Annotated in this window: 23 protein-coding genes; 7 read left to right on the top strand and 16 right to left on the bottom strand. The window is 71.5% G+C overall.

Annotated elements, in window-relative coordinates; all coding sequences use genetic code 11:
• On the top strand, positions 1–260 hold a 260-nt coding region (locus VGD70_RS35245), incomplete at its 5' end, for a hypothetical protein (protein ID WP_331089201.1).
• Positions 261–365: 105 nt separating this feature from the next.
• Here the strand turns inward: VGD70_RS35245 and VGD70_RS35240 are convergent.
• The 7 genes from VGD70_RS35240 to VGD70_RS35210 form a co-directional block, all read right to left on the bottom strand.
• Positions 366–1,037, bottom strand: coding sequence for a hypothetical protein (locus VGD70_RS35240; RefSeq protein WP_331089199.1), 672 nt, complete (start codon positions 1,035–1,037; stop codon positions 366–368).
• Positions 1,034–1,696 (bottom strand): amino acid ABC transporter permease, encoded by a 663-nt coding sequence (locus VGD70_RS35235; RefSeq protein WP_331089197.1) that lies wholly within the window; start codon positions 1,694–1,696, stop codon positions 1,034–1,036. Before VGD70_RS35235 ends, VGD70_RS35240 begins: the two co-directional genes overlap by 4 nt.
• Positions 1,696–2,373, bottom strand: coding sequence for an amino acid ABC transporter permease (locus VGD70_RS35230; RefSeq protein WP_331089195.1), 678 nt, complete (start codon positions 2,371–2,373; stop codon positions 1,696–1,698). Before VGD70_RS35230 ends, VGD70_RS35235 begins: the two co-directional genes overlap by 1 nt.
• On the bottom strand, positions 2,367–3,272 hold the full coding sequence (locus VGD70_RS35225; RefSeq protein ID WP_331089193.1) for a transporter substrate-binding domain-containing protein: 906 nt from the start codon (positions 3,270–3,272) through the stop codon (positions 2,367–2,369). Before VGD70_RS35225 ends, VGD70_RS35230 begins: the two co-directional genes overlap by 7 nt.
• A 20-nt stretch (positions 3,273–3,292) precedes the next feature.
• Entirely contained in the window at positions 3,293–4,030 is a 738-nt protein-coding gene (locus tag VGD70_RS35220; protein WP_414638136.1) for an amino acid ABC transporter ATP-binding protein, read from the bottom strand.
• Positions 4,031–4,050: 20 nt separating this feature from the next.
• Positions 4,051–5,280 (bottom strand): threonine synthase, encoded by a 1,230-nt coding sequence (locus VGD70_RS35215; RefSeq protein ID WP_331089191.1) that lies wholly within the window; start codon positions 5,278–5,280, stop codon positions 4,051–4,053.
• A 79-nt stretch (positions 5,281–5,359) separates the two neighbouring features.
• Positions 5,360–7,954: a M14 family zinc carboxypeptidase gene (locus VGD70_RS35210; RefSeq protein WP_331089189.1), complete on the bottom strand. Its 2,595-nt coding sequence runs from the start codon at positions 7,952–7,954 to the stop codon at positions 5,360–5,362.
• A 463-nt stretch (positions 7,955–8,417) separates the two neighbouring features.
• Between VGD70_RS35210 and VGD70_RS35205 the strand changes: the two genes are divergently transcribed.
• Positions 8,418–9,092: a GntR family transcriptional regulator gene (locus tag VGD70_RS35205; RefSeq protein ID WP_331089187.1), complete on the top strand. Its 675-nt coding sequence runs from the start codon at positions 8,418–8,420 to the stop codon at positions 9,090–9,092.
• Between the two features lie 192 nt (positions 9,093–9,284).
• Here the strand turns inward: VGD70_RS35205 and VGD70_RS35200 are convergent, their stop codons facing one another.
• Both VGD70_RS35200 and VGD70_RS35195 read right to left on the bottom strand, forming a co-directional pair.
• The gene (locus VGD70_RS35200; RefSeq protein WP_331089185.1) at positions 9,285–9,602 is read right to left on the bottom strand and encodes a hypothetical protein; all 318 of its coding nucleotides are present in this window, start codon (positions 9,600–9,602) and stop codon (positions 9,285–9,287) included.
• A gap of 10 nt (positions 9,603–9,612) precedes the next feature.
• The gene (locus tag VGD70_RS35195; RefSeq protein WP_331089183.1) at positions 9,613–9,960 is read right to left on the bottom strand and encodes a hypothetical protein; all 348 of its coding nucleotides are present in this window, start codon (positions 9,958–9,960) and stop codon (positions 9,613–9,615) included.
• Between the two features lie 218 nt (positions 9,961–10,178).
• Here VGD70_RS35195 and VGD70_RS35190 point away from each other — a divergent pair, with 218 nt between their 5' ends.
• Positions 10,179–10,403, top strand: coding sequence for a hypothetical protein (locus tag VGD70_RS35190; RefSeq protein ID WP_331089181.1), 225 nt, complete (start codon positions 10,179–10,181; stop codon positions 10,401–10,403).
• Between the two features lie 212 nt (positions 10,404–10,615).
• Here VGD70_RS35190 and VGD70_RS35185 read toward each other — a convergent pair whose 3' ends face one another.
• Positions 10,616–11,176, bottom strand: a complete 561-nt coding sequence (locus tag VGD70_RS35185) for a hemerythrin domain-containing protein (protein ID WP_331089179.1) — start codon at positions 11,174–11,176, stop codon at positions 10,616–10,618.
• Positions 11,177–11,236: 60 nt separating this feature from the next.
• Between VGD70_RS35185 and VGD70_RS35180 the strand changes: the two genes are divergently transcribed.
• Together VGD70_RS35180 and rfaE2 are read left to right on the top strand one after the other, a co-directional pair.
• Positions 11,237–11,647: a PfkB family carbohydrate kinase gene (locus VGD70_RS35180; RefSeq protein ID WP_331089177.1), complete on the top strand. Its 411-nt coding sequence runs from the start codon at positions 11,237–11,239 to the stop codon at positions 11,645–11,647.
• Between the two features lie 140 nt (positions 11,648–11,787).
• On the top strand, positions 11,788–13,134 hold the full coding sequence (gene rfaE2 / locus VGD70_RS35175; RefSeq protein WP_331089175.1) for a D-glycero-beta-D-manno-heptose 1-phosphate adenylyltransferase: 1,347 nt from the start codon (positions 11,788–11,790) through the stop codon (positions 13,132–13,134).
• Here the strand turns inward: rfaE2 and VGD70_RS35170 are convergent.
• On the bottom strand, positions 13,131–13,997 hold the full coding sequence (locus VGD70_RS35170) for a glycosyltransferase family 2 protein (protein ID WP_331089214.1): 867 nt from the start codon (positions 13,995–13,997) through the stop codon (positions 13,131–13,133). The genes rfaE2 and VGD70_RS35170 overlap by 4 nt on opposite strands.
• Positions 13,998–14,164: 167 nt before the next feature.
• Positions 14,165–15,043, bottom strand: coding sequence for a glycosyltransferase family 2 protein (locus VGD70_RS35165; protein WP_331089173.1), 879 nt, complete (start codon positions 15,041–15,043; stop codon positions 14,165–14,167).
• 132 nt (positions 15,044–15,175) lie between these two features.
• On the opposite strand from VGD70_RS35165, the gene VGD70_RS35160 reads away from it, so the two are divergent.
• Entirely contained in the window at positions 15,176–16,135 is a 960-nt protein-coding gene (locus tag VGD70_RS35160; protein ID WP_331089171.1) for a UDP-glucuronic acid decarboxylase family protein, read from the top strand.
• A 2-nt stretch (positions 16,136–16,137) separates the two neighbouring features.
• A complete protein-coding gene (locus VGD70_RS35155) occupies positions 16,138–17,163 on the top strand; it encodes a DNA topoisomerase IB (protein WP_331089213.1) in 1,026 nt (341 codons plus the stop codon).
• Between the two features lie 83 nt (positions 17,164–17,246).
• On the opposite strand, the gene VGD70_RS35150 is transcribed toward VGD70_RS35155, so the two are convergent.
• Genes VGD70_RS35150 through VGD70_RS35135 form a run of 4 tightly spaced genes read right to left on the bottom strand, consistent with a single transcriptional unit; the run spans position 17,247 to position 21,035 of the window.
• Entirely contained in the window at positions 17,247–17,825 is a 579-nt protein-coding gene (locus VGD70_RS35150) for an SIS domain-containing protein (RefSeq protein WP_331089169.1), read from the bottom strand.
• The gene (locus tag VGD70_RS35145) at positions 17,822–19,054 is read right to left on the bottom strand and encodes a glycosyltransferase (RefSeq protein WP_331089167.1); all 1,233 of its coding nucleotides are present in this window, start codon (positions 19,052–19,054) and stop codon (positions 17,822–17,824) included. Before VGD70_RS35145 ends, VGD70_RS35150 begins: the two co-directional genes overlap by 4 nt.
• Before the next feature lie 5 nt (positions 19,055–19,059).
• Complete coding sequence (locus tag VGD70_RS35140) at positions 19,060–20,034, bottom strand: glycosyltransferase (protein WP_331089165.1); 975 nt, start codon at positions 20,032–20,034, stop codon at positions 19,060–19,062.
• Positions 20,031–21,035 carry a glycosyltransferase family 9 protein gene (locus VGD70_RS35135; RefSeq protein WP_331089163.1) on the bottom strand — a complete coding sequence of 335 codons (1,005 nt, stop codon included), beginning with the start codon at positions 21,033–21,035 and terminating at the stop codon, positions 20,031–20,033. The genes VGD70_RS35140 and VGD70_RS35135 overlap by 4 nt, the downstream gene beginning before the upstream one ends.
• Positions 21,036–21,249 lie beyond the last annotated feature (214 nt).

Raw genomic sequence — 21,249 nt, 5'->3', positions numbered from 1 at the left:
TCGGTGTCATGGATGTGGTGCTGCCGTTCCTCGTGGTCGCCGTCGGCTACGCCGTCGTCATGTGGGGCCTCATGCGGCTCGCGGCCCGGGCGCGGCGGCGCGGTGTCGGCACCGCCATCGTGGGTGCCGTCGACGAGCTCTTCCACCCGGCCAACCACCAGACCCACCTGGAAAGCCTGGTGGAGGACGAGCGCAAGGCGCCGATCCCGTCCCCGGGCGACGGCAACGACGACGACATCGACGGCGGCATCAGGCTCTAAGGCCTGTCTCGTAGATCATCGGGTGAAGTCATGCGCCGGCGCCGGCGCCGACCCCGTCCTCGGGCAGCGGCCCCGGCGTCGTCGTCCATGCGTGCCACACAACCCCTACACCGCGAACCGTTCCAGCACCGCCTCCAGGTAGTCCGCGGCTACCTGGTCCACCGTCGGGTCGTACGTCGCGCGGTTCGTCCGCGATGCCACCACGTTCACCAGTGCGTCGCCCTTCGACATCAGGTACGCCGACTCGTAGCTGTGCGCGCCCGTCTGCACATCCGTGGCCAGGATCGTGTTCAGCACGCCCTCCCAGCCGTCCGAGCGCTCCTGGGGCTGGCGGTCGTACACGTAGTGCGTCCCGCCGGCGTCCGTGGCGCAGTCCGGGGGCAGCAGCGTCGCCAGCATGCTGTCCGCCGGCGCGTTCTCCGGGTCGTACACGATCGTCACCGCCAGCGTGCGGCCCGCGTTCGCGCCCGTGCCGTGCCACACGTTGAACGCCTGGACCAGCTTGCCCGGCACCGTCTTCGCGAGCGGCGGGCACAGCCGCAGCGTCGCCTCCTTCGGCCGGGCCGGCGCGTACCCGGGGACGCTCGTCGGCAGGGCCGCGGCCGTCACGGCCTTGTTGTCCGCCACCACCCGCGACGTCGGCACCGAGGTCGACGCGTACGGCGTAATGGTGTCCGGCGGCGCGGTGTTGCGCGCCGCCTCCTCGGCGGACGGGTCGGCCGAGCAGCCGGTCAGCACCAGCGCGACCGCGGCCAAGCACAGAAGTGGACGCTTCACGAGACCTCCAAGACCCGTTCCAGCCGGCGGGACAGCAGGGTGAGCGGCAGGCAGAGGACGAAGAACACGACGAGCACCGCCCCGAGAATAGGGACCGCGTGCGTCGAACCGCCGGACAGCGTGAGCCGCTCGATCGACCGCTGCGACGCCTCCAGGATGTCCAGCAGCCCGATCACCGCGGCGAGCGACGTCTGCTGGGTGAGGTTGACGACCAGCCCGACGAGCGGGGGCAGGGCCCGCCGGGTGGCCTGCGGCAGGATCACGTGCCGCATGCGCCGCCGCCACGGGAAACCCAGGGCGGCGGCGGCCTCGGCCTGCCCGCGCGGCACCGACTGCACGGCCCCGCGCACGACCTCCGCGACGTTCGCGCTGCCCCACAGGGTGAGCCCGGCCGCCGCCGCGGCGAACGTGTTCACCTCGATCCCGATCACCGGCAGCACGAAGAAGATGAAGAACAGCGTGATGATGATCGGCAGGCCACGCCAGATCTCCACGTAGGCCCGCACGATCACGCGCACCGCCAGGTTCGGCAGCGTCAGCAGCGTGCCGAGCACGGTCCCGAGCGCCACGCTCGCCACGATGCTCACCAGCGCGAGCAGCAGCGTCGTGACGAGCCCCTCGGTGACATAGGACGCGACCGGTCCGACCCACGCGGGCATCAGTGTCCTCCCGGGATCGCGAACCGGCGCTCGACGGCGCCGGCGCCGAGCGACATCAGCCAGACGAGTCCCAAGTAGATGATCCCGATGGCCAGGAACATCTCGAACACGCGGAACGACACCGCGACGATGCCGACCGCGGTCTCGGTGAGCTCCGGGTAGCTGATGGCGATCATGAACGACGAGTTCTTGAAGACGGAGATGAGGATGTTGGTCACCGACGGCAGCGCGATCCGCATGCCCAGCGGCAGGTTGGTCTGCCGGAACGCGGCCGCCGCGGAGAACCCGAGCGCCCGGCACGCCTCGACGTACCCGCGCTCGACCGCCTCGAAGCCGGCCCGGAAGTTCTCCACGTTGTACGCCCCGCCCCACAGCAGCAGCGCCAGCCACCCGACGGTGAACCCGGAGAGCTGGATGCCGACGTCGGGCAGCGCGAAGTACAGGAAGAAGATCTGAACCAGCAGGGGAGTGTTGCGGAAGACCTCCACGTACCCCCGCACCAGCTGGCGCAGCACCGGGACCCGCAGCGCGGACACGGCGCCGAGCACCACGCCCACGACCAGCGCACCGGCCATGCCGACGGCGCTGATCGCGAGCGTGCGGAGCAGGCCCTCGCCCAGCTCGGGGAGATGGTCGAGGACGAAGCCCGGCTCGAACTGGTAACCCTGGGCTAGCACGTGATGATCGGCCCGCTCGGGTAGCTCAGGTCGTTGCCCGGCCGCGGCAGGACCTTCGCGAACTCCTGCTGCACCTTCTTGTCGGTCACCGACTCCTGGAACGCGGTCCAGAACAGGTCCTCGTCCTGCATCTTCTTGAGCGCGGCGTTGACCCAGCCGGCCATCGCCGTGTCACCCTTGCGCACGCCCATGCCCCACGGGCTGTCCGCCTTGACCTCGCCGACCACCTTGGTGGCCTTGTTCTTGGCGGCCAGGTCCACCAGCAGCGTGTCGTCCTGCGCGAACGCGTCCGCCCGGCTCTGGGTCAGCGCGGTCAGCGCCTCGCTGGTCTGCTCGAACGGCACCTGCTCGACGTCGGGCTTGCACTGGGTCAGCCACAGGCTCGCCGTCGAGCCCTTGATGGTGATCACCGACTTGCCGCCGAGGTCGTCCCAGCCGCCGATCGAGGAACCCTGCGGCACCAGCATCTTCACCCCGCCCGCGAAGTACGGGGAGGTGAAGTCGATGGTCTGGGCCCGCTCCGGCGTGTAGTTCATCGTCGCCATGATCAGGTCGATCCGGTTGGTGGTGAGGAACGGCACCCGGTTCGACCCGGTCACGCAGGTCAGCTCGACCTTGCTCTCGTCGCCGAACGCGTAGCCGGCGAGCCGGTGCGCGATGTCGATCTCGAAGCCGGCGTTGCCGCCCGCCTCGTCGATGTAGCCGAACGGCGGGTAGTCGCACTTGACGCCGATCGCGAGCGCGCCCTTCTGCTGGACGGCGTCCGGCAGGGGCGCGCCGAGGTCGGCCTTCTCGGTGACCGCTGGCCGGTCCGAAGTGGACGGCTGGGTGTCGCTGCCGCACGCGCCGGCCGCCAGCGTGGCGGCCAGGACGAGCAGGAGGACTGGCTTGGCTCTCATTTTCGGGAGACTCCTTCGAGCTACCGCAACACCTTGCGGAGGAACTGACGGGTACGGTCTTCCTTCGGCCCGTCCAGCACCGCTGCTGGCGGTCCCTGCTCGGCGATCACCCCACCGTCGACGAAGACCAGCCGGTCGCCGAGCTCGCGGGCGAACCCCATCTCGTGCGTGACGCACAGCATCGTCATGCCGGAGTCGGCGAGGTCGCGCATGACGTCGAGCACCTCGCTGACCAGCTCGGGGTCCAGCGCGGAGGTCACCTCGTCGAACAACATCACGTGCGGGCTCATCATCAGCGCCCTGGCGATGGCGACCCGCTGCTGCTGGCCGCCGGAGAGCTGGCGCGGGTGGTTGCCGGCCTTGCCCGACAGGCCCACCCGGTCCAGCAGCGCGTGCGCCTGCTCCTCGGCCTCGGCCCGCGGGGTGCGCAGGAGCTTGCGCGGCGCGAGCGTGAGGTTGTCCAGAGCGGTCAGCTGCGGGAAGAGGTTGAACTGCTGGAACACCATGCCGATCCGGCGGCGGACCTGGTCGAGGTCCACCCCGGGCCGGCTGATGTCGTTTCCTTCCAGCAGCACCTGGCCGGCGGTCAGCGGTTCCAGCAGGTTCACGCAGCGCAGCAGGGTGGACTTGCCGCCGCCGGACGGCCCGATGATCACCAGCACCTCGCCGCGCGCGACGGCGAGGTCCACGCCCTTGAGCACCCGCACGTCGCCGAAGGCCTTGTGCACGCCGCGCAGCTCCACCATCGGAGTGTCCACTGTGGTCATTTCGGCAGCGGTCACAACGGCAGCACCGCGTCCTTGGCGAGCACCGGCAGGTCGGCCATCGCCGCGGTGTGCGGGTACTTGAGGTCGCTGCCGGTGTTGAGCACGACGACCTCCTCGTCGCCGGCGAGCCAGCCGCCGGCCCGCAGCTGCTCGACGGCCGCGAGCGTGGCCGCGCCCTCGGGGCACATCAGCACGCCCTCGGCCGCCGCGCACGCGGCCTGCGCGGCGAGGGTGTCCTCGTCGTCGACCGCGATCGCGATGCCGCCGGTGTCCCGGACCGCCCGCAGGATCAGGAAGTCGCCGATGGCGCTCGCGACGTTGATGCCGAACGCCACGGTCTTCGCGTTCTCCCACGGCTGCGCGGTCTCCGCGCCCGACTCGTACGCGCGCACGATCGGCGCGACGCCGGAGGACTGCACGGCCACGAGCCGGGGCAGCTTTCCGGTGAGCCAGCCCAGGGTGAGCAGCTCGTCGAGCGCCTTGCGGATGCCGATCAGCCCGACGCCACCGCCGGTCGGGTAGACGATCACGTCCGGCATGCGCCAGCCGAGCTGCTCGACGATCTCCAGGCCCATGGTCTTCTTGCCCTCGATGCGGTAGGGCTCCTTGAGCGTGGAGGTGTTGAACCAGCCCTCGGCCACCGCCTGCGCGGCGAGCGTGCCGGCGTCGCCGATCAGCCCGTCGACGATGTAGAGCCGGGCGCCGGCCATCGCGCACTCCATGCGCGTGATCGGCGGTGCCTCGCCGGGCATCACGATGAGCGAGGCCATGCCGGCCCGGGCGGCGTAGGTGGCCCAGGCGGCGCCGGCGTTGCCGTTGGTGGGCATGGTGATCCGCTCGATGCCGAGCTCGCGCGCCCGGGAGACGCCGACCGCCGCGCCGCGCGCCTTGAAGCTGCCGGTGGGCAGCATGCCCTCGTCCTTGGCCAGCAGGCCCGGGACGCCGATGCGGGCGCCGTAGGTCGGCAGCGGCAGGATCGGGGTCATCCCCTCGCCGAGGGTGACGACGTTCTTCTGGTCCCGCACGGGAAGCAGCTCACGGTAGCGCCACAGGTCCGGCGGCCGGGTCGCGATGTCCGAAGTGGATACGGCGGCCCCGACGGCGTCGAGGTCGTAGCGGACGAGCAGCGGGGTTCCGCACGTGCACAGGTTCTGCGGGCTGTCGGCGTCGTACCGGGTGGCGCACCGGGCACACTCCAGATGGGACAGTGCGCTGGTCCACGGGCCCTGTTCGGATTCCACGCTGCGAGTTCCTTGCTCTGCTGAGGACGGTCCCGAGGGTGGGGCGGCGGCAGCCTCGCCACCGCCCCACCGGCCGGGGTCAGTCCGCGATGGCCGCGAACTGTTGCGGGGTGAGCTTCTGCGACGGTCCGTTGTACAGCGCGTTGAAGACCATCTTCTGCTCGGCCCGGTTCCAGGTGCGGAACGAGGTCTGGTTGCCGAAGGTGACCACGGAGCCCTTGCCGACCTGCCACGACACGGTGTTCACCGCGCCGTTGAGGTACTGGCCGCCGATCAGCCAGCCACTCTGCAGCTGCTCGCCGCTGTCCGGGTACTTGCTGACCACGTGGTACGGGTACTTCGCCGGGTCGGTGATCCGGTAGGCCCGGTCACCCTCGAACCAGACCGGGTTGTTCGGGGTCATGCCCCACGCCGCCGGGTCGTTGGCGTCGATCTCCTGGCTCAGCAGCGAGCCCGGGCCGTAGAACACCGACGAGCTCGACGGCAGCACCGACTCCATCGGCAGCCCGAGCAGCTGCTGCGCGGTGGCGGAACCCGTGCCGAAGCTGACCAGCGTGCCACCGTTGGTGACGAAGTCGTGCAGCTGGTTCCAGCCCGTCTCGCCGACGCCGAAGGCCCAGCTCCACTCCTGCGGGTAGCGCGCCGCGTTGAGCCCGGTGACGATCGAGTTGCGGCTCACGCCCTCGGGCATCATGATCGCGTCGAACTTGCCCGCGAGGTTCTGGTAGTCCTTCGCCTCGACGATCTGGTAATCGACCTTGTACTGGTCGAACATCCACATGAGCCAGCCGGACGGGATGTTGTTCGGCGGCTTCAGCAGGCCGATCCGGGTGCCCGGCTTGAGCTGGACACCGTCGATCGCCGGCACGTCGGCGATCGTGTACACCGGGATGCCGGTCGCCTTGGACTGGCTCTGCAGCTCCGACCGCGCCGGCGCGGTCGGCGGGATGATGAACGTGCCCGCCGGGTAGGTCCTGCCGCCGTCGGTGAACTGCGCGGCCGACCGGAACGTCGGGATGCCCTGGCTCTGCAGCTTGGCCACGATCTGGTAGACGCCGTAGGACTCCGGGCCCAGCACGTAGGCGCCGCCGGCCCCGGGCTCCGCCGGCATGGTGACCGCCGGCGGGGTGATCTTGTCCAGCAGCGTGGTCGGGACCGAGAACTGGCTCTGGACCAGGTCGGCCTGGAAGCCCAGCAGCATCGGCAGCGTCTGCGCCGTCACGTCGTAAGGTCGCTGCGGCGGGCCGCCCGGGTACTGCAGCAGCTGCGGGTAGTGCTGCACCTCGAGCAGCGTCTTGGCGAAGCCGGAGTACGGCTGGGCCATGTAGATGACGTAGGAGCCCTTCGGGTAGGCCTTGCCGCCGGCGGTGAACTCCGCCGTCGCCTGCCGGATCTCGACCGCGCCGGTCCGCAGGATGTCCAGGGTGTCCTTGACCGCCTGCGGGTCACGCTGGCCGGCCGGGATGACATAGGCGTAGATGTCGGACCGGGTGGTGGCCTTGACGCCGACCTTGTAGAAGTCCTTCAGCCAGTTGTAGCCGTCGTTGGCCAGCTCGTCGACGCCCGAGTAGAACGTCTGCGACGTGTAGTCCACGATCTGCCGCAGGGTCCACTTGTTGCTGTCGTAGGGCTCGATGAAGTTGGTGTCCGACACCTGCGAGCCCAGCGGGCCGTCGCCGATCTGCGGGTAGGCCAGGTCACGGACGCTCGCCGCCTCGGTCAGCAGCCGGGACGCGCCGTGGTAGACCTGGTACTGGCGCGAGGGGGTCCAGTAGTCGTAGGTCTGGCCCCAGCCGACGCCCTTCATCCCCGCCGACGTCATGCCGCGCTGCATGGCCATGCCCATGTCGTTGGTCTGCTGGACGGTGATCGGGTCGATGTTGGGGTCGTACGGCGACAGGTAGGGCGGGGTGAACATGCGCGGCGCGCCGGTGCCCGCCTGGTGCGCGTCCTGGAACGCCTGCGGGTGGTACTTGTTCTGGATCGAGACCATGAGCTTGGACTCGGCCTGGGTGAACATGAACCAGTCGCGGTTGTCGTCGTGCCCGGTGTACTTCTGGTACAGGTCGGGGTAGGTCCGCGCGTAGTTGGTGCCGGCCGTGGCGTTGAAGTAGTCGTTGACCAGCTTCAGGCCGTCGGGGTTCTGCGCCGGGACCATCAGGATCACGGCCTTGTCGAGGATGTTGTCGATGTACGGCGAGTGCTCCGTGGCCAGCCGGTGCGCGATCTCGAGCATGGCCTGGGAGTTGCCGACCTCGTTGGAGTGGATGCCGGCCTGCACGTAGTAGAAGGGCTTGCCCTCGCGGGCGAGCGCCTCGGCGTCGGTCGGGCTCAGCCCGCGCGGGTCGGCGAGCCGCTTGTTGATCTCGACGAGGCGGTCGAGGTTGTCCAGGTTCTTCTTCGAGCTGATGGTCAGCATCGAGTAGGGGTTGCCCAGCGTGGTCCTGCCGGGCTCCGCGTAGTCGACCCGGTTGCTGCGGTCGGCGATGAGCTTGAAGTAGGGGACCATCTTGTCGAAGGTGGCGAGCCGTCCGTCGGATCCGATGCGGAAGCCGAAGTACTGCTCGGGATTGGGGATGCTGGGCGCTGCCGACGCGGCGGTCGGTAACACCGGCGCGACCAGGGCGACGACCGCGGTCGCGACCACGGCCACTCTCCGGAAGGGTGCGCGCATAACCGCTCCTTCATGGTTCATGTCCAGTTTTCAAACGTGTTACACGGCGGTAGCACTCGCTGTCGGGTGGCTATCGCGTGCGCACAGGAACAACGGACGACAGCGATGTCGCCCCATAGCGGGATCGGTTGGCGGGTGGGGGAGTCCGACGCTGCCAGTCGCCGGGCAGGGCTGACCGGAGTGTCCCGTGTGGAGAGTGGGAGACCCGGGCCTGGATAGTTTCTAACACCCAGGTGACGGCGGATGCAATACTTAACTTTAGATCTAATATCCAGCTGAGCCGCTCGGCTCGGCCGGCTGGTCCGTCTGCGCCACCGGCCGGTCCGGTGGTCGCCGCGACAGGCCGGTCCAGTGGGTGCCGGGTCGGGCCGGTCCGGGGGTGCGGGGTCGGCCGGCGCCGTAACGCGGAGCGGCTGGGTGGCGAGTCGGTAACGTGAACCGTCCACGCGAAAGGAGGGCGTCGATGTCGCTCGTGCGCAGCACGCTGAGCAGCCAGGCCTACCAGGCCCTGCGGCAGGCAATCCTGAGCGGGCGGCTGGCGCCCGGGTCGCATGTGAGCGTCCGGCCGCTGTGTGAGGAGTTCGGCCTGTCGGCGACGCCGTTGAAGGCGGCGCTGACGGCGTTGGAGCGGGAGGGCTTCCTGGTGCTGCGACCGCACCGGGGGTTCTTCGTGCCCGAGGTCGACCGCGCGGACATGCAGGAGCTGTACGAGCTCCGGGAGGTCCTGGACGGGATCGCCGCCCGGCGGGCCGCCGCGTCCCCCCTGCCCGGCCGGGACGCCTTGGTCGTGCGCCTGACGGAGTTGCTGGACCGGCAGACCGAGCAGGTGGCCAAGCACCAGCTCACCGGGTACGGGGATCTCGACGTGGTCTTCCACCAGGAGATCCTGCTGGCCGCGGGCAACGGCCGGCTCCAGCACGTGGCCGAGAACATGATCGGCCAGCTGCGCCTCGGCCGGGCCACGTCGGCCCGCGTACCCGGCCGGCCGAACGCCGCCCTGGTGGAACACGCCGAGATCATCGCCGCGATCGCCGCCGGTCAGCAGCACCAGGCCGAGCGCTTGGCCCGCCGCCACGTCCGCAAGTCCGCGAACGCCTTGGACCGCCACCTGACCCGGGAGGACAACCGGGCGTCCTGACCCGGCCGGCGAACGCCTCCGGCCCCCGGTATCAACTTTACCCGCCGGCACCGACAGTTCCGGGCTGTCCACAGGCAGCTGTCCACAGCGGCCAGAACTGTCGGTGCCCGCCCGTAGAATTGATACCGGGGGCCGGCGGCCACGCTCGGCCCCGGTCCACAGTGGACCGGGGCCGAGCGCGAAACTAGCGAGTCACCCAGGGAAGCACGTGGTGCTGTAGAAGCCCCACTGCCCCCCATGCATCGCGCGCACGCCCCGCGGCCCGTACCGCCGGTACGGCTCGTCGCGGATGTTGCCCTGTTCGCCCTGCACGAGGGTGTCGCCCCACTCCCAGGAGAAGTGGTCGGCCGTCGGGTCGTAGTTGCGGTAGAACACGGCGTTCTGGCAGTGGTTCGTCTCGCAGTGGGTGTACGTCCCGTTGCACGGCTCGGCCGACGCGGTCCCCGTCGGCACCAGCACCAGCCCCGCGGTCATCAGGGTCGCGGCCACGGCCGCCTTCGTTCGGCTCATCGGAGCTCCCCTAGTCGTAGGCTTCGCAGAGGATGTAACCGGTCCGGGCGATCTGCCACGAGTACCCGTAGCACCAGTAGCTCTCGTACGGATCGGCGTAGTAGACGATGAACGTCGAGCCCTTGCTCAGCGCACCGAGATACGGCCCGTGCGGCGAGCACACCGGCGGGTTCGACATCTCGTGCATGTTGGTGTCGCGGTTGATGGTGCGCTGGCGCGGGTTCGGATCCTTGAAGTGGCTCGAGCAGCCCGGCGGCCGGGTGTCGGCGGTGCCGACATCGCCGGGCGACGCCACAGCGGTCCCGCCGGCCAGCGTGACCGCGGTGGCGGCCACCAGCAGGGAGGTCAGATAGCGCATCGATGTCCCTTCGGGGTGAGGGATTGACGATGTGCATCGTAAGTTCGTGGAAGATCAACGACAGGCCGCTGTGCACGCAGAGAACACAAGTGTGCACGCTGGGCACACGGCTCCGGCAGTGCCGGTCGCGTTCGGCTGGTTTCGAGGGTTACCACCTGGCTGCCCGGGTACGCACCCCAACGTCTCCGCGACCAAGCGACCAAGGACGGGTGAAAACGGTGTCGTACGAGAACATGCCGTCGGCGCGGGCGCCGTCGCCCGGATCGCTGGTCGTCTACCCCGACGGCAGGCCCAACCGGTACCGCATCGCCGAGGTCGTCGGCCCGGTCGCGGTCGACCCGACGACCGACAGCATGTGGGTCGGTGTGCGGTTTCCCGAGCGGCCCGACGCGGTGGACTTGGTGAGCTGCACGTCGATCGTGAACGTCGTGCCGCCCGGCTGATGCCGGGGCCCGGCACGGAGCGGGCTGCCCGCACCAGCGCGCGATCTGTCCACTGAGCACGCCGCGCACGCGGTGCCGTGCGTGCTCGGTCGCCGGGTACCAGCGACCGCGTGCCGATCGCCGGGCGGACCGGGTGGCGCTGCGCCAGGTCCGGGACGGGGCGGCCGCGTCGGCCCTCCTGGTCCCCCTCTCCCGACGGACCGCGGCCCTGGCTACTTGTTGCGACCGGTGATGGCGTCGCGGACGCGGTCGATCAGCCCCATGCCCGCGTCCAGGATCTTGTTCGCCGGCGGGCGGTCCGGGGCCGCCGGGTGCGGCCGGGTCGGCGCGATCTTCTTGGTCTGCTCGAACTTCAGGCCCAGCTCACGCAGGTCGGCCTCGTCGCACGCGGCACGCAGCCGGGGCAGCAGGTCGCGTTCCTCCTCGTCGATGTGCTGGCGCACGTCGTTGATCAGCGTGCGGACCAGCTCCTCGAAGGCCGGGTCGGCGGCGTCGGTGCGCTCGAGCCGCTTCATCACCTGCTCGGCCTTCGCGTGCTCGGCGATCTCGTGGTCGGCGACCTCGTCGCCGTCGGGCAGCACCTTGCGCGCGGTCGGGTACAGGTACTGCTCCTCGGCGACCGAGTGGCGCACCAGCTCGGTGATGACGTGCTCCACCAGCTCCCGCCGGTTGCGGGCGTCGCCGCTCGCCTCGATCTCGCTGAACACGCCTTCGACCTCGCGGTGGTCGGCGATGATCACGTCGACCAGGTCCTGCTGCTTCGGGACGGTCATGGCAGCCCTCCTCGGCTCCCGGCCGGGTTACCCGCGCGGCGCCGGGGTACTCAACCGGCCGTGGCCGACGTGGTGGTAGCCGGACAGATGGCCCGCGACCTGGTCCTTCTGGTCGACGAGCTGCCCGCCGCCGGCACGGGTGTCCCGGTGCACGACCTGCGCGAGATGCTCGGCGGCGCCAACCAGGCCGTCGGGCTGGCCCAGCTCGGCGACGCGCCCGCCCTGGTAGCGGTCCTCGGCGACGACGACACCGCGGGCCGGCTGCTCGCCCAGGCCCGCGCCGACGGCATCGATGTCGAACACGTCGTGCGGCGCGTGGGCTGCCGGACGGGCCTGATCGTGGACATCGTCGAGCACGGTCGCTGGCACTACCTCGAGGACCTGCCCGACGCCGTCCTGCTCACCGAGCCCGACGTGACCGCCGCGGCATCCGCCATCCACGCGGCCGCCGCCACCGTGGTCCAGCTCTAGCAGCCGCCCGCCGCCGCGCTGGCCGCCGCCGTCCGGGGAGACCACCTCGGACGCCGGGTGCCGCGGGGTCCGCGGGCGAATCACGTTTATGTGCTTCCCGGTGGGAACTCTCCTCACAGGACCAACACCTGGAGGACGCCGTGAACCTGGTCGTAGTGGGCGACACGCTGCTCGACGTGGACCTGGTCGGCACCGCCGGCCGGCTCTGCCCGGACGCGCCCGCGCCCGTGGTCGACCTGGACCGGCGCGACCAGCGAGCCGGGGGCGCGGGCCTGACCGCCACGCTCGCCGCGGGGGACGGCCTCGACGTCACCCTCGTCACCTCGGTCGCCGGCGACGACGCGGGGGAGCGGCTGCGGGCGGAGCTCGCCGGGCTCCGCACGGTCATCGGCCCGGCGCGGGCGGCGACCCCGGTCAAGACCCGGCTGCGCTGCGGCGGCCAGTCGATCGCGCGGATCGACGAGGGTGGCCGGGGCGAGCCACCGGCCGCCACCGACGAGATGCTCGACGCGCTCTGCGCCGCCGACGCCGTCATCGTCTCCGACTACGGCCGCGGCCTCGTCGACGACGAGCGGCTGCGCGGCCTGCTGGCCCGCCTCGCCCGGACCGTGCCGGTGGTGTGGGACCCGCACCCGCGCGGCCCCGCGCCGGTCGAGCGGGCCGCGCTCGTGAGCCCGAACCTGGCCGAGGCACTGCGTTTCAGCGGCGCCCACGCCGGCCCGGACGCGGCGACCGCGCTGCGCGACCGCTGGTCGGTGCGGGCGGTCGCGGTCACGATGGGCGCCGACGGCGCCGTCCTCGACGACGGGTCCGTCCCCCGCGTGATCCCCGCTCCGCGCGTCCCCGTCGTCGATCCCTGCGGCGCGGGCGACCGGTTCGCCTCGGCCGCGGCCGGCGCGCTGCTCGCCGGCGACGACGTGACCGGCGCGGTGACCACGGCCGTGCACGCCGCGGCCGCGTTCCTCGCCGAGGGCGGCGTGGCGGGCATGCGGCACAACATCCGCACGCTGCCCTCCGGCGGGGTGGGCCGCGGCCGCGCCCGCGAGGTCGTCGAGCGGGTCCGCGCCACCGGCGGCACGGTCGTCGCTACCGGCGGCTGCTTCGACCTGCTGCACGCCGGCCACGTGCGGACCCTCACCGCGGCCCGCGAGCTCGGCGACTGCCTGGTGGTGTGCGTGAACTCGGACCGCTCGGTGCGCCGGCTCAAGGGTGTCGGCCGGCCGATCAACCCGGAGGCCGACCGGGTGGAGCTGCTGCGGTCGCTGTCGAGCGTGGACGTCGTCGCGGTCTTCGACGAGGACACCCCGGAGACGATCCTCAACGAGCTGCGCCCGGACGTCTGGGTGAAGGGCGGCGACTACCAGAGCGCCGACGACCTGCCGGAGACCCGCCTGCTGCGGGTGTGGGGTGGCCGGACCGTGCTCGTCCCTTTCCACTCGGGCCGCTCGTCGAGCCGGCTGGCCACCGCCCTGGAACGGGTCGGCTAACCGACGTAGCGGCGCGCGATCGACCTGCGCTGCGAGTCCTCCAGCAGGCACAGCCCGCGTTCCACCTCGGCCGGCACCACCCGGCGCTCCCGCAGCACCCACGGCAGCCCGCGCACCGCGCGCCACACCGCGACCACCGTCGCCAGGTCCCGCGGGGCCGAGCCGAGCACCCGCCGCGTCGCCCGCCACGCGCTCGGCACCGGGCGGCGCAGCCACGACGTCCACAGCGTGTTGCGGATGCCCAGCTGCCGGCGCCGGCGCGGATCCCGCGCCCGGGACGGCTCGTGGTGGATGACGACGTCCTGCGCCCAGCAGCACCACCAGCCGCGGGCCGCCAGGTCGATCGTGAGCAGCTCCTCCTCGCCACCGAGCCACATGCGTGGCGAGAAGCCGCCCACCTCCCGGAACGCGCTGAGCCGGAACATCGACAGCCCGGCGAGCACGCCGAGCAGGGCCGGCCCGGGCAGCCACGCCGGGCCGGGTACCGGCGAGTCGCGGAGCTCCGGCGTGATGGGGTCCTCCACGAGCGTCGGCGCCACCAGGCACCGCCCGGTGACCGACGCCAGGCCCGGGTACCGGTCCAGCAGCGCCACCGCGCGGCTCAGCGCACCCGGCTGCCAGCGGGTGTCGTCGTCGCAGCAGGCCATGTACGGCGTGCGGATCCGCTCGGCGGCGAGGTTGCGGCCCAGCGCGCCGAGGTTGTGCTCGCTGCGGATCAGCGTCACCCCCGGGAACTCCGCGGCGACCGCGGCCGAGGTGCCGTCGGCGGACCCGTTGTCCACCACGATGATCGGCATCCGGTCCGGCAGGGATGTCATGTGCCGCAACGTGACCAGCAGCTCCGGCCGCCGGTTGTGCGTGATGACGACGACCGTCGCGCCCTGTGCCGATGGCTCGCTCGCGCGCTCGCCGTGTGCAGATGGTTCGCTCGCACACTCGCCCTGTGACATTGGTTCGCTCGCAGGCTCGCCCTGTATCAGTGGTTCGCTCGCAGGCTCGCCCTGTACGAATGGTTCGCTCGCAGGCTCACTCACGGCGCCGCGTCCAGCACGCGGATCCGCTCCTCCACCTCGTCCGGCAGCCGGTGCCTTCGCGCCAGCGCCATCGGCAGTCGCGCCAGCGCGGCCGCCACGGCCAGCCCGGCCGGCGGGTAGCGCAGGGTCTGCCGCAGCAGCCCCAGGCCCGTGCGCACCGCCACCGGCGCGGGCCTGCGCATCCACGTCACCAGCGTGTGGTTGCGCAGCTGCCGCACGTCGCGCTGCAGCCGGTCGCCACGCACCAGCGACGGGTGGTGATGCGCCCGCACACCGTCCACATAGCACAGCTGCCAGCCCGCCGCGGCGAGGTCGTAGGCGAGCAGCGTCTCCTCGCCCGCGAAGTGCAGCACCGCGCTGAACCCACCCGCGTCGAGGAACGCCCCCCGCCGCACGACCGCCGAGCACGCGAGGAACCCGAGCACCGACGGGCCCGGCAGTCCCGGATCGTGCCCGAGCGGGCTGCGGGCCATCTGCGTCGACACCGGATCCTCGTGCTCGTCCGGTCCCACCAGCGTGCGGGCCGCCAGCAGCCCCAGCGTGGGGTGGGCGTCGAACAGCCGCTCCGCGCGGGCCAGCGCGTCGGCGGCCCACCAGGAGTCGTCGTCGCTGAACGCCACGTAGGGCGTGTCGGCTCTCTCCACGCCGACGTTGCGGGCCGTGGCGCCGGCGTTGTGCGACAGCCGGACCAGCTCGATGCCGCCCAGCGACTCGGCCGCCGCGGTCACCGCGGGCACGGTGGCGTCGGTGGAGTCGTTGTCCAGCACGATGACCGGGGGTCGCGGGCGCAGTGCCGCGAGCTTGCCGAGCGTGCGCAGGAGCTCCGCGCACCGGTTACGGGTGGCGACCACGACCGTGGTTCGTGCGGCTGTCATGCCGGGGGAGGTACCCGGCAGATCGGCCGTCATGCCATGCGGATGACCGGCAAATACGGCGATCGGCGCGGAGTTTGTCCGGCGACGCCCGGGGTAGCCGCACCCGAGGCCGGCCGAGACGTGGTGGTGGACATGAGCAAGCATTTCGAGCGGGCGCTGGTGATCGGCGGGGCCGGGTTCATCGGCTCGCATCTTTGTGAGCACCTGCTCGGCCAGGGCACCGAGGTGGTGTGCCTCGACAACTTCGTCACCGGCTCGCCGGACAACGTGGCCCAGCTGGCCGGCGTCCCCGAGTTCCGCCTGGTCCGGCACGACGTGACCGAGCCGTTCCGGGTCGACGGCGAGTTCGACCTCGTCGTCGGCCTGGCCTCGCCGGCGTCGCCCCGGCACTACCTGCGGCTGCCGATCGAGACGCTCGAGGCGGGTGCGTTCGGCACGCGCAACGCGCTGGAGTTCGCCGAGAAGCACAGCGCGCGGTTCCTGCTCGCGTCGACGAGCGAGGTCTACGGTGACCCGACCGAGCACCCGCAGCGGGAGAGCTACTGGGGGCAGGTGAACCCCATCGGCCCGCGCAGCGTGTACGACGAGGCCAAGCGCTACGCCGAGGCCCTCACCGCGGCGTGGTTCCGCAGCCGTGCGGGGGATGTCGCGATAGCCCGCATCTTCAACACGTACGGACCGCGCATGCAGGCCGACGACGGCCGGATGATCCCGACGTTCATCCGCCAGGCGCTCGCGGGCGACCCGATCACGATCCAGGGAGACGGCGAGCAGACCCGCTCGGTCTGCTACGTGGACGACACCGTGCGGGGCTTGGTCGCGCTGGCCGGGAGCGGGCACCCCGGCCCGGTGAACATCGGCAACCCGCACGAGCTGTGTGTGCGGGAGATGGCCGAGCAGATCAGGGACCTCGTCGGGTCGGCGTCGCCGATCCGGCACGAGGCCGCCGCCGTGGACGATCCCCGGCGGCGCTGCCCGGACATCTCGCTGGCGAAGGAAAGTCTCGGCTGGGAGCCCCGGGTGTCCCTGTGGGACGGCTTGACCCGCACGATCGACTCGGTGCGCGGCGAGCCGATCGCCGCCGGCAGGTGACCATGCGACTGCGGCGCAGCGATGTCTCGGGTAAGGGCATCCGGCGGCAACGCTCGGGCAAGGGCTTCCGGTACCTGGCGGAGGATGGAGACCCGGTGCGCGACCCCGAGCTCGTGGACCGGATCCGCGCCCTGGCCATACCACCCGCGTGGCGCGACGTGTGGATCTGCCCCCACCCCAACGGACACATCCAGGCAGTAGGCACCGACGACGCCGGCCGGCGTCAGTACCTGTACCACGAACACTGGCGCCGCAGCCGCGACGAGGAGAAGCATCGTCGGGTCGTGGCGCTGGCGAAGCGCCTACCAGAGCTGCGGGCGGCCATCGATGCGGACCTGTGCACCGCCGGCCTGGGCCGAACCCGGGTCCTGGCCGGCGCACTTCGCATGCTGGACCGGGGAGTCTTCCGGACGGGCGGCGAGGAGTACGCGCAGGACGGCAAGAACGGCCCAGGAACAAGGGGAGTGGCAACGCTGCTCCGCGGCGACGTGACGGTCCAGGCGGGCACGATCCAGTTCTGCTACCCGGCGAAGGGCAACATCGAGCGCAGGGTCCAGATCCGCGACCCGAGCCTGGCGACCCTGATCACCGCGCTACGACGAAATCGACGAGACGAGGACCGCCTGTTCACCTACCGCGAAGGCAAGGAACGCCGAGCGGTACGTGCGGAGGACGTGAACGAACGTCTGCGAGAACTGGCCGGCGAGGAGTTCTCGGCAAAGGACCTGAGAACGTGGCACGCGACGGTCCTGGCGGCGGTCCTGGTGGCGAACGAGGGTCCGCCACCCTCGGCGAGAGCCCGCAAGCGCACGGAAAAAGCGATGCTCACCGAAGTGGCGGAGCAGTTGGGCAACACCCCGGCGGTGGCGAGAAGATCGTACGTGGACCCGAGAGTCCTGGAAGCCTGGGAAAGAGGCGACACCATCAGTGCGACGCTGACCCGCCTCCCGGACGACCCGAGCACCCTCGCGGACGACGAGCTGAGAGCGGCGATCGACAAAGCGGTAATCCGCTTGCTGGACGACTAGCAGGGGGCTGGGAAACCAGCAGGGAAGGAACCGGCCCCTGTGGTCCGAGCGCACCAGAGCACGCCCGGCCCACAAGGACGACGCTAGGAAATCCCCAGAGCGGCATCAAAGGCGCGACAAACCACGTGCAGAGCGACCAAATGCCCCTCCTGCACGTTGGCCGTCCCCCCGGGCAACGAAACCGCCTCCGACACCGAGTCGGCCAACGGATTGGGCGCGGACCCGGTAAGCGCCCACACAGAAGCCCCGACAGAAGCCCCGGCCTCAGCGGCCGCCAGCAGATTCCCACTACGCCCAGAAGTAGAAAGCAGAACGAGAACATCCCGGGCCCGGGCATGCGCGACAACCTGCCGAGCGAACACGGACTCGTACCCGTAGTCGTTCCCGATGGCCGTGAGGCTGGACGTGTCAGCAGACAAGGCAATAGCGGAAAACGGCCGACGATCGAGATCGAACCGCCCCACCAGCTCAGCGGTCAAATGCTGCGCCTCAGCGGCAGACCCCCCATTCCCAGCGGCCAGCAACCGCCCCCCGGCGGACAGCCGGTCGGCCAGCACAGCCCCCCACCGTTCCAACCGAGAAGCCTGCGAGCGCAGGGCGAGCAGTGTCGAACTGAGCCCGTCGAGGTGGTCGTAGGCATGGCGTGGCAGGGACAAGGTCATCGCCGCACCCCCACCGCGCGGCCCGCGCGCGAAGTGTCCACTGTGGAGCCGTTGGCGCGCTCGTAGACCCGGACGGTCTCCGCGGCCACCCGGTCCCACGAGTACCGCGCCCACGCCCGGTCCCGGCCGGCCGCGCCGAGCTGCTCGCGCAGTGTGCGGTGGGTCAGCAGGTGATGCAGCGCCCCGGCGAGCGCGCGCGGCTTGCGTGGCGGCACCAGCGCGCCGGTGACGCCGTCGACCACCGTGTCGGTCAGCCCGCCGACCGCGGACGCGACCACCGGCACCCCGCAGCCCATCGCCTCGAGCGGCACGATGCCGAACGGCTCGTACCACGGCGTGCACACCACCGCGTCCGCCGAGCGCAGCAGGGTCGGCATGCGCGTGCGGGACACCTGCCCGACCAGCCGCACCTGGTCCGCCACGTTCATCGACTCGGCGAACGAGCGCAGGAACCGGGCGTGCTCGTCGCCCGCCAGCCGGCGCTTGTCCGGCCCGCCGGCGATCACCAGCTCAGTGTTCGGCAGCGCCCGCAACGCCGCGATCGCGGTCGCGAAACCCTTGCGCGGCACCATCCTGCCGACCGCGACGAGCCGGTGCTCGTACCGTCCCTTCGGCAGCCGGTCGCCCTCGGGCTTGAACTGCTCGAGGTCGACCCCGCACGGCACCACGGAGATCCGCGACCGCGGCACGCCCATCCGCACCAGCTCGAACACCTCGTCCGTGCAGGTGGCGGCGATCCGCTCGACCTCGCGCCCCAGCATCCGCTCGGTGCCGATCCGCTGCGCCGGGCTCGTGTCGTCGGCCCCCTGGTGGCGCCGCTTCACGACGCCGAGCGCGTGGAACGTCTGCACCACCGGCACGCCGGCGATCCGGCCGGCGGAGACCGTGGCGAGGCCGGACATCCAGAAGTGTGCGTGTGCGATGTCGGGCGGGTTGACGGCCCACCGCTCGCGCAGGAACCGGGCGAACTCACCCATGTACGGCAGCAGGTCGTCCTTCGGCACGTGCTTCGGCGGCCCGGCCGGCACGTGCACCACCCGGTAGCCGTGCGGCGTCCGCACCTGCTCGGCCGGCTCGCGCGAGTCCCGTCTGGTGTAGACGGTGACCTTGTGCCCGAGCCGGGACAGCGCCGCGGACAGCTCCGCCACCAGCAAGTTCTGACCGCCCGCATCGATACCGCCGAGCGCCGCCAAGGGGTTCGCGTGCTCGGACACCATCGCGATCTTCATTCGACCTACCCACCTTCGTCCTCGTACATTCGGGTGAGCAACTCGTCCCAGCTTCTTAAGAACGTGCTCAGGGCAAAGTTGTCGAGCGCGAACACGCGCGCCCGCTTTCCTTTCTCGGCGGCAAGCGCCGGGTCGGCGATCAGTTCCTTGGTCGCGTCGACGAGCACGTCGACGTTCGCGGACACGACGCCCGCGTCCGCGGGTACGGCGGCAGGGGCCTCGGTGGTGGCCAGCGCCACCACCGGCATGCCGAGGTGCATGGCCTCCAGCAGCGACAGGCCGAGCGAGGTCCAGCGGGTGGTGTGGACGTACACCCGCCGCCTGGCCAGCTCGGTGTGCAGCTTCTCCTGGCCGAGGTCGCCCACCGGGGTGAGCCGCTCGGGGCCGAGGCCGACGCGCTCGCCGAGGCCCTCGAGGCCCATGCCGAACACGTCCAGCGGTGCGGCGGCGGCGAAGGCGGGCAGCAGGTCGGTGCCCGTGACCCGCCAGCGCCGGACCGGTTCGTTGGTGACGACGGCCGCTCGCGCGAGCTCGCCGGTGTAGCGGTACCCCGGGTCCACGATGCCGTGCTCGATCACCGTGGCCGGGGCCCGCCCGCTGTCCCAGAGCAGCCGGTTGACGTGGGTGACATGGACGAGCGGGATGTCGGGCCGCTCGGCCAGCGGGTGACGGGTGTTCGGCACGTCACCCCTGGGCGTGTTGTGCTCCACGTACACCGCGGGAACGTCGGCACCGGGGCGCCGGCCGAGCCACTTCTCCGCCAGCGCCCGCTCTTCGGGACGTTGCAGTACCACGACGTCCACTTCGGACTGTGCGAGCCGGTCGGCCGGGACCTCCTCGACGGTGTCCGGCCAGTCGCGGCCGCAGCGGCCGCGGCCCCACGGTCCGCCCTCGGGCAGCGTGGGGAGCAGGTAGGTGTGTCCACCGTGGACGAACGACGTCGTCCAGGACCCGTGCACGTGCCAGAGCAGGATCCTCATGCCGCGGCCCTCGCCATCGAGTCGACGGCGGCGAGCACCTGGGTCGTGCTGACCCGGTCCAGGCACGGGTGGCCGGGCACCGGGCAGACGCGGGCCCGGCTGCCGGCGCACGGCGCGTCCTGGTCGCCGAGCAGCACGTGCGGCACGCGGTAGGGCGCCCACCGGCCGGCCGGCACGACGGGCGCGAACAGCGACACGACGGGCGTGCCGACGGCGGCGGCGAGGTGCGCGGTGGCCGTGTTGCCGACGACGACCGCCTGGGCCGTTGCCAGGACGCCGGCGAGCTCGGCGAACGTCGTCCGCCCGCCGAGGTCGAGGGCCCGGGTGCCGGCCACCTCGGCGGTCGGCTCGGACTCGCCGCCGGTGACCACCACCCGGTGCCCGTGCTCGACGAGGGCGTCGACGAACGCGCGGCTGCGGTGCGGCGACGGCGCGCGGGCCGGCGCGGTCGCGCCCGGGTGGACGACGACGTGGCCGTGGCCGACGAGGTGCGACACGTCCGGCGGGGTCCGCACGCGCAGCTCGCCGGTGTCGCCCGCGGGCAGCGAGAACCCGGCGGCCCCGGCCACCGTCAGCGCCCGCTCCGGCTCGGGCAGGTCCACGTCGGGGAGGCGGTGGTCGAGGAGGCTGCCCGGGTAGTCGACGGAGATGGCGGCGATCTCGGGCACGCCGGCCAGCCGCAGCAGCAGCGCCAGCGGCAACGGGGACTGGTGGAACGAGGTGAGGATCAGCGCGACGTCCGGCCGCGCGGCGCGGACCGCGTCGACCAGCGCGGTGACCTCGGGCCCGGCCACCGGAGGCGGGTCGGCGACGATCCACGGGCAGAGCCACCCGAGCAGGTCGTCGACGCCGGGCAGGAGGCGGCCGGCGTGCTCGCCGGCGGGTCCGCACAGGAGCGTCACGTGCGCGGTGGCGGCCACGGCACGCACGGCGGGGCCGGCCAGGAGGACGTCGCCTGCGCTGTCCAACCTGACCACGAGGGCCCGGCCATGCTTTTCCATGGGCAACGTTTTGCCCCGGAGAAGCGACTCAAACACTCGGCGGAGCGTTTACATCCGTTTGCCAGGAAACCCAACCTAGTCCGCCTCCCCGGGATTCAAAGTGTGGGTTGCGTCCCAGCGCATAGTGCGGGTATCGAGGTGGGTGGTGGCTGGGTGTCGTCACGGTCCCCTGAGGTTCCGGTGGTGGTCGGTGCATGACTTCACACGATGATCT

This window comes from Actinophytocola sp. (assembly GCF_036402745.1).
Classification (GTDB): Bacteria; Actinomycetota; Actinomycetes; order Mycobacteriales; family Pseudonocardiaceae; genus Actinophytocola.
The sequence above is the reverse complement of the archived record's forward strand: the minus strand, read 5'-3'. Positions and strand labels throughout refer to the sequence as shown.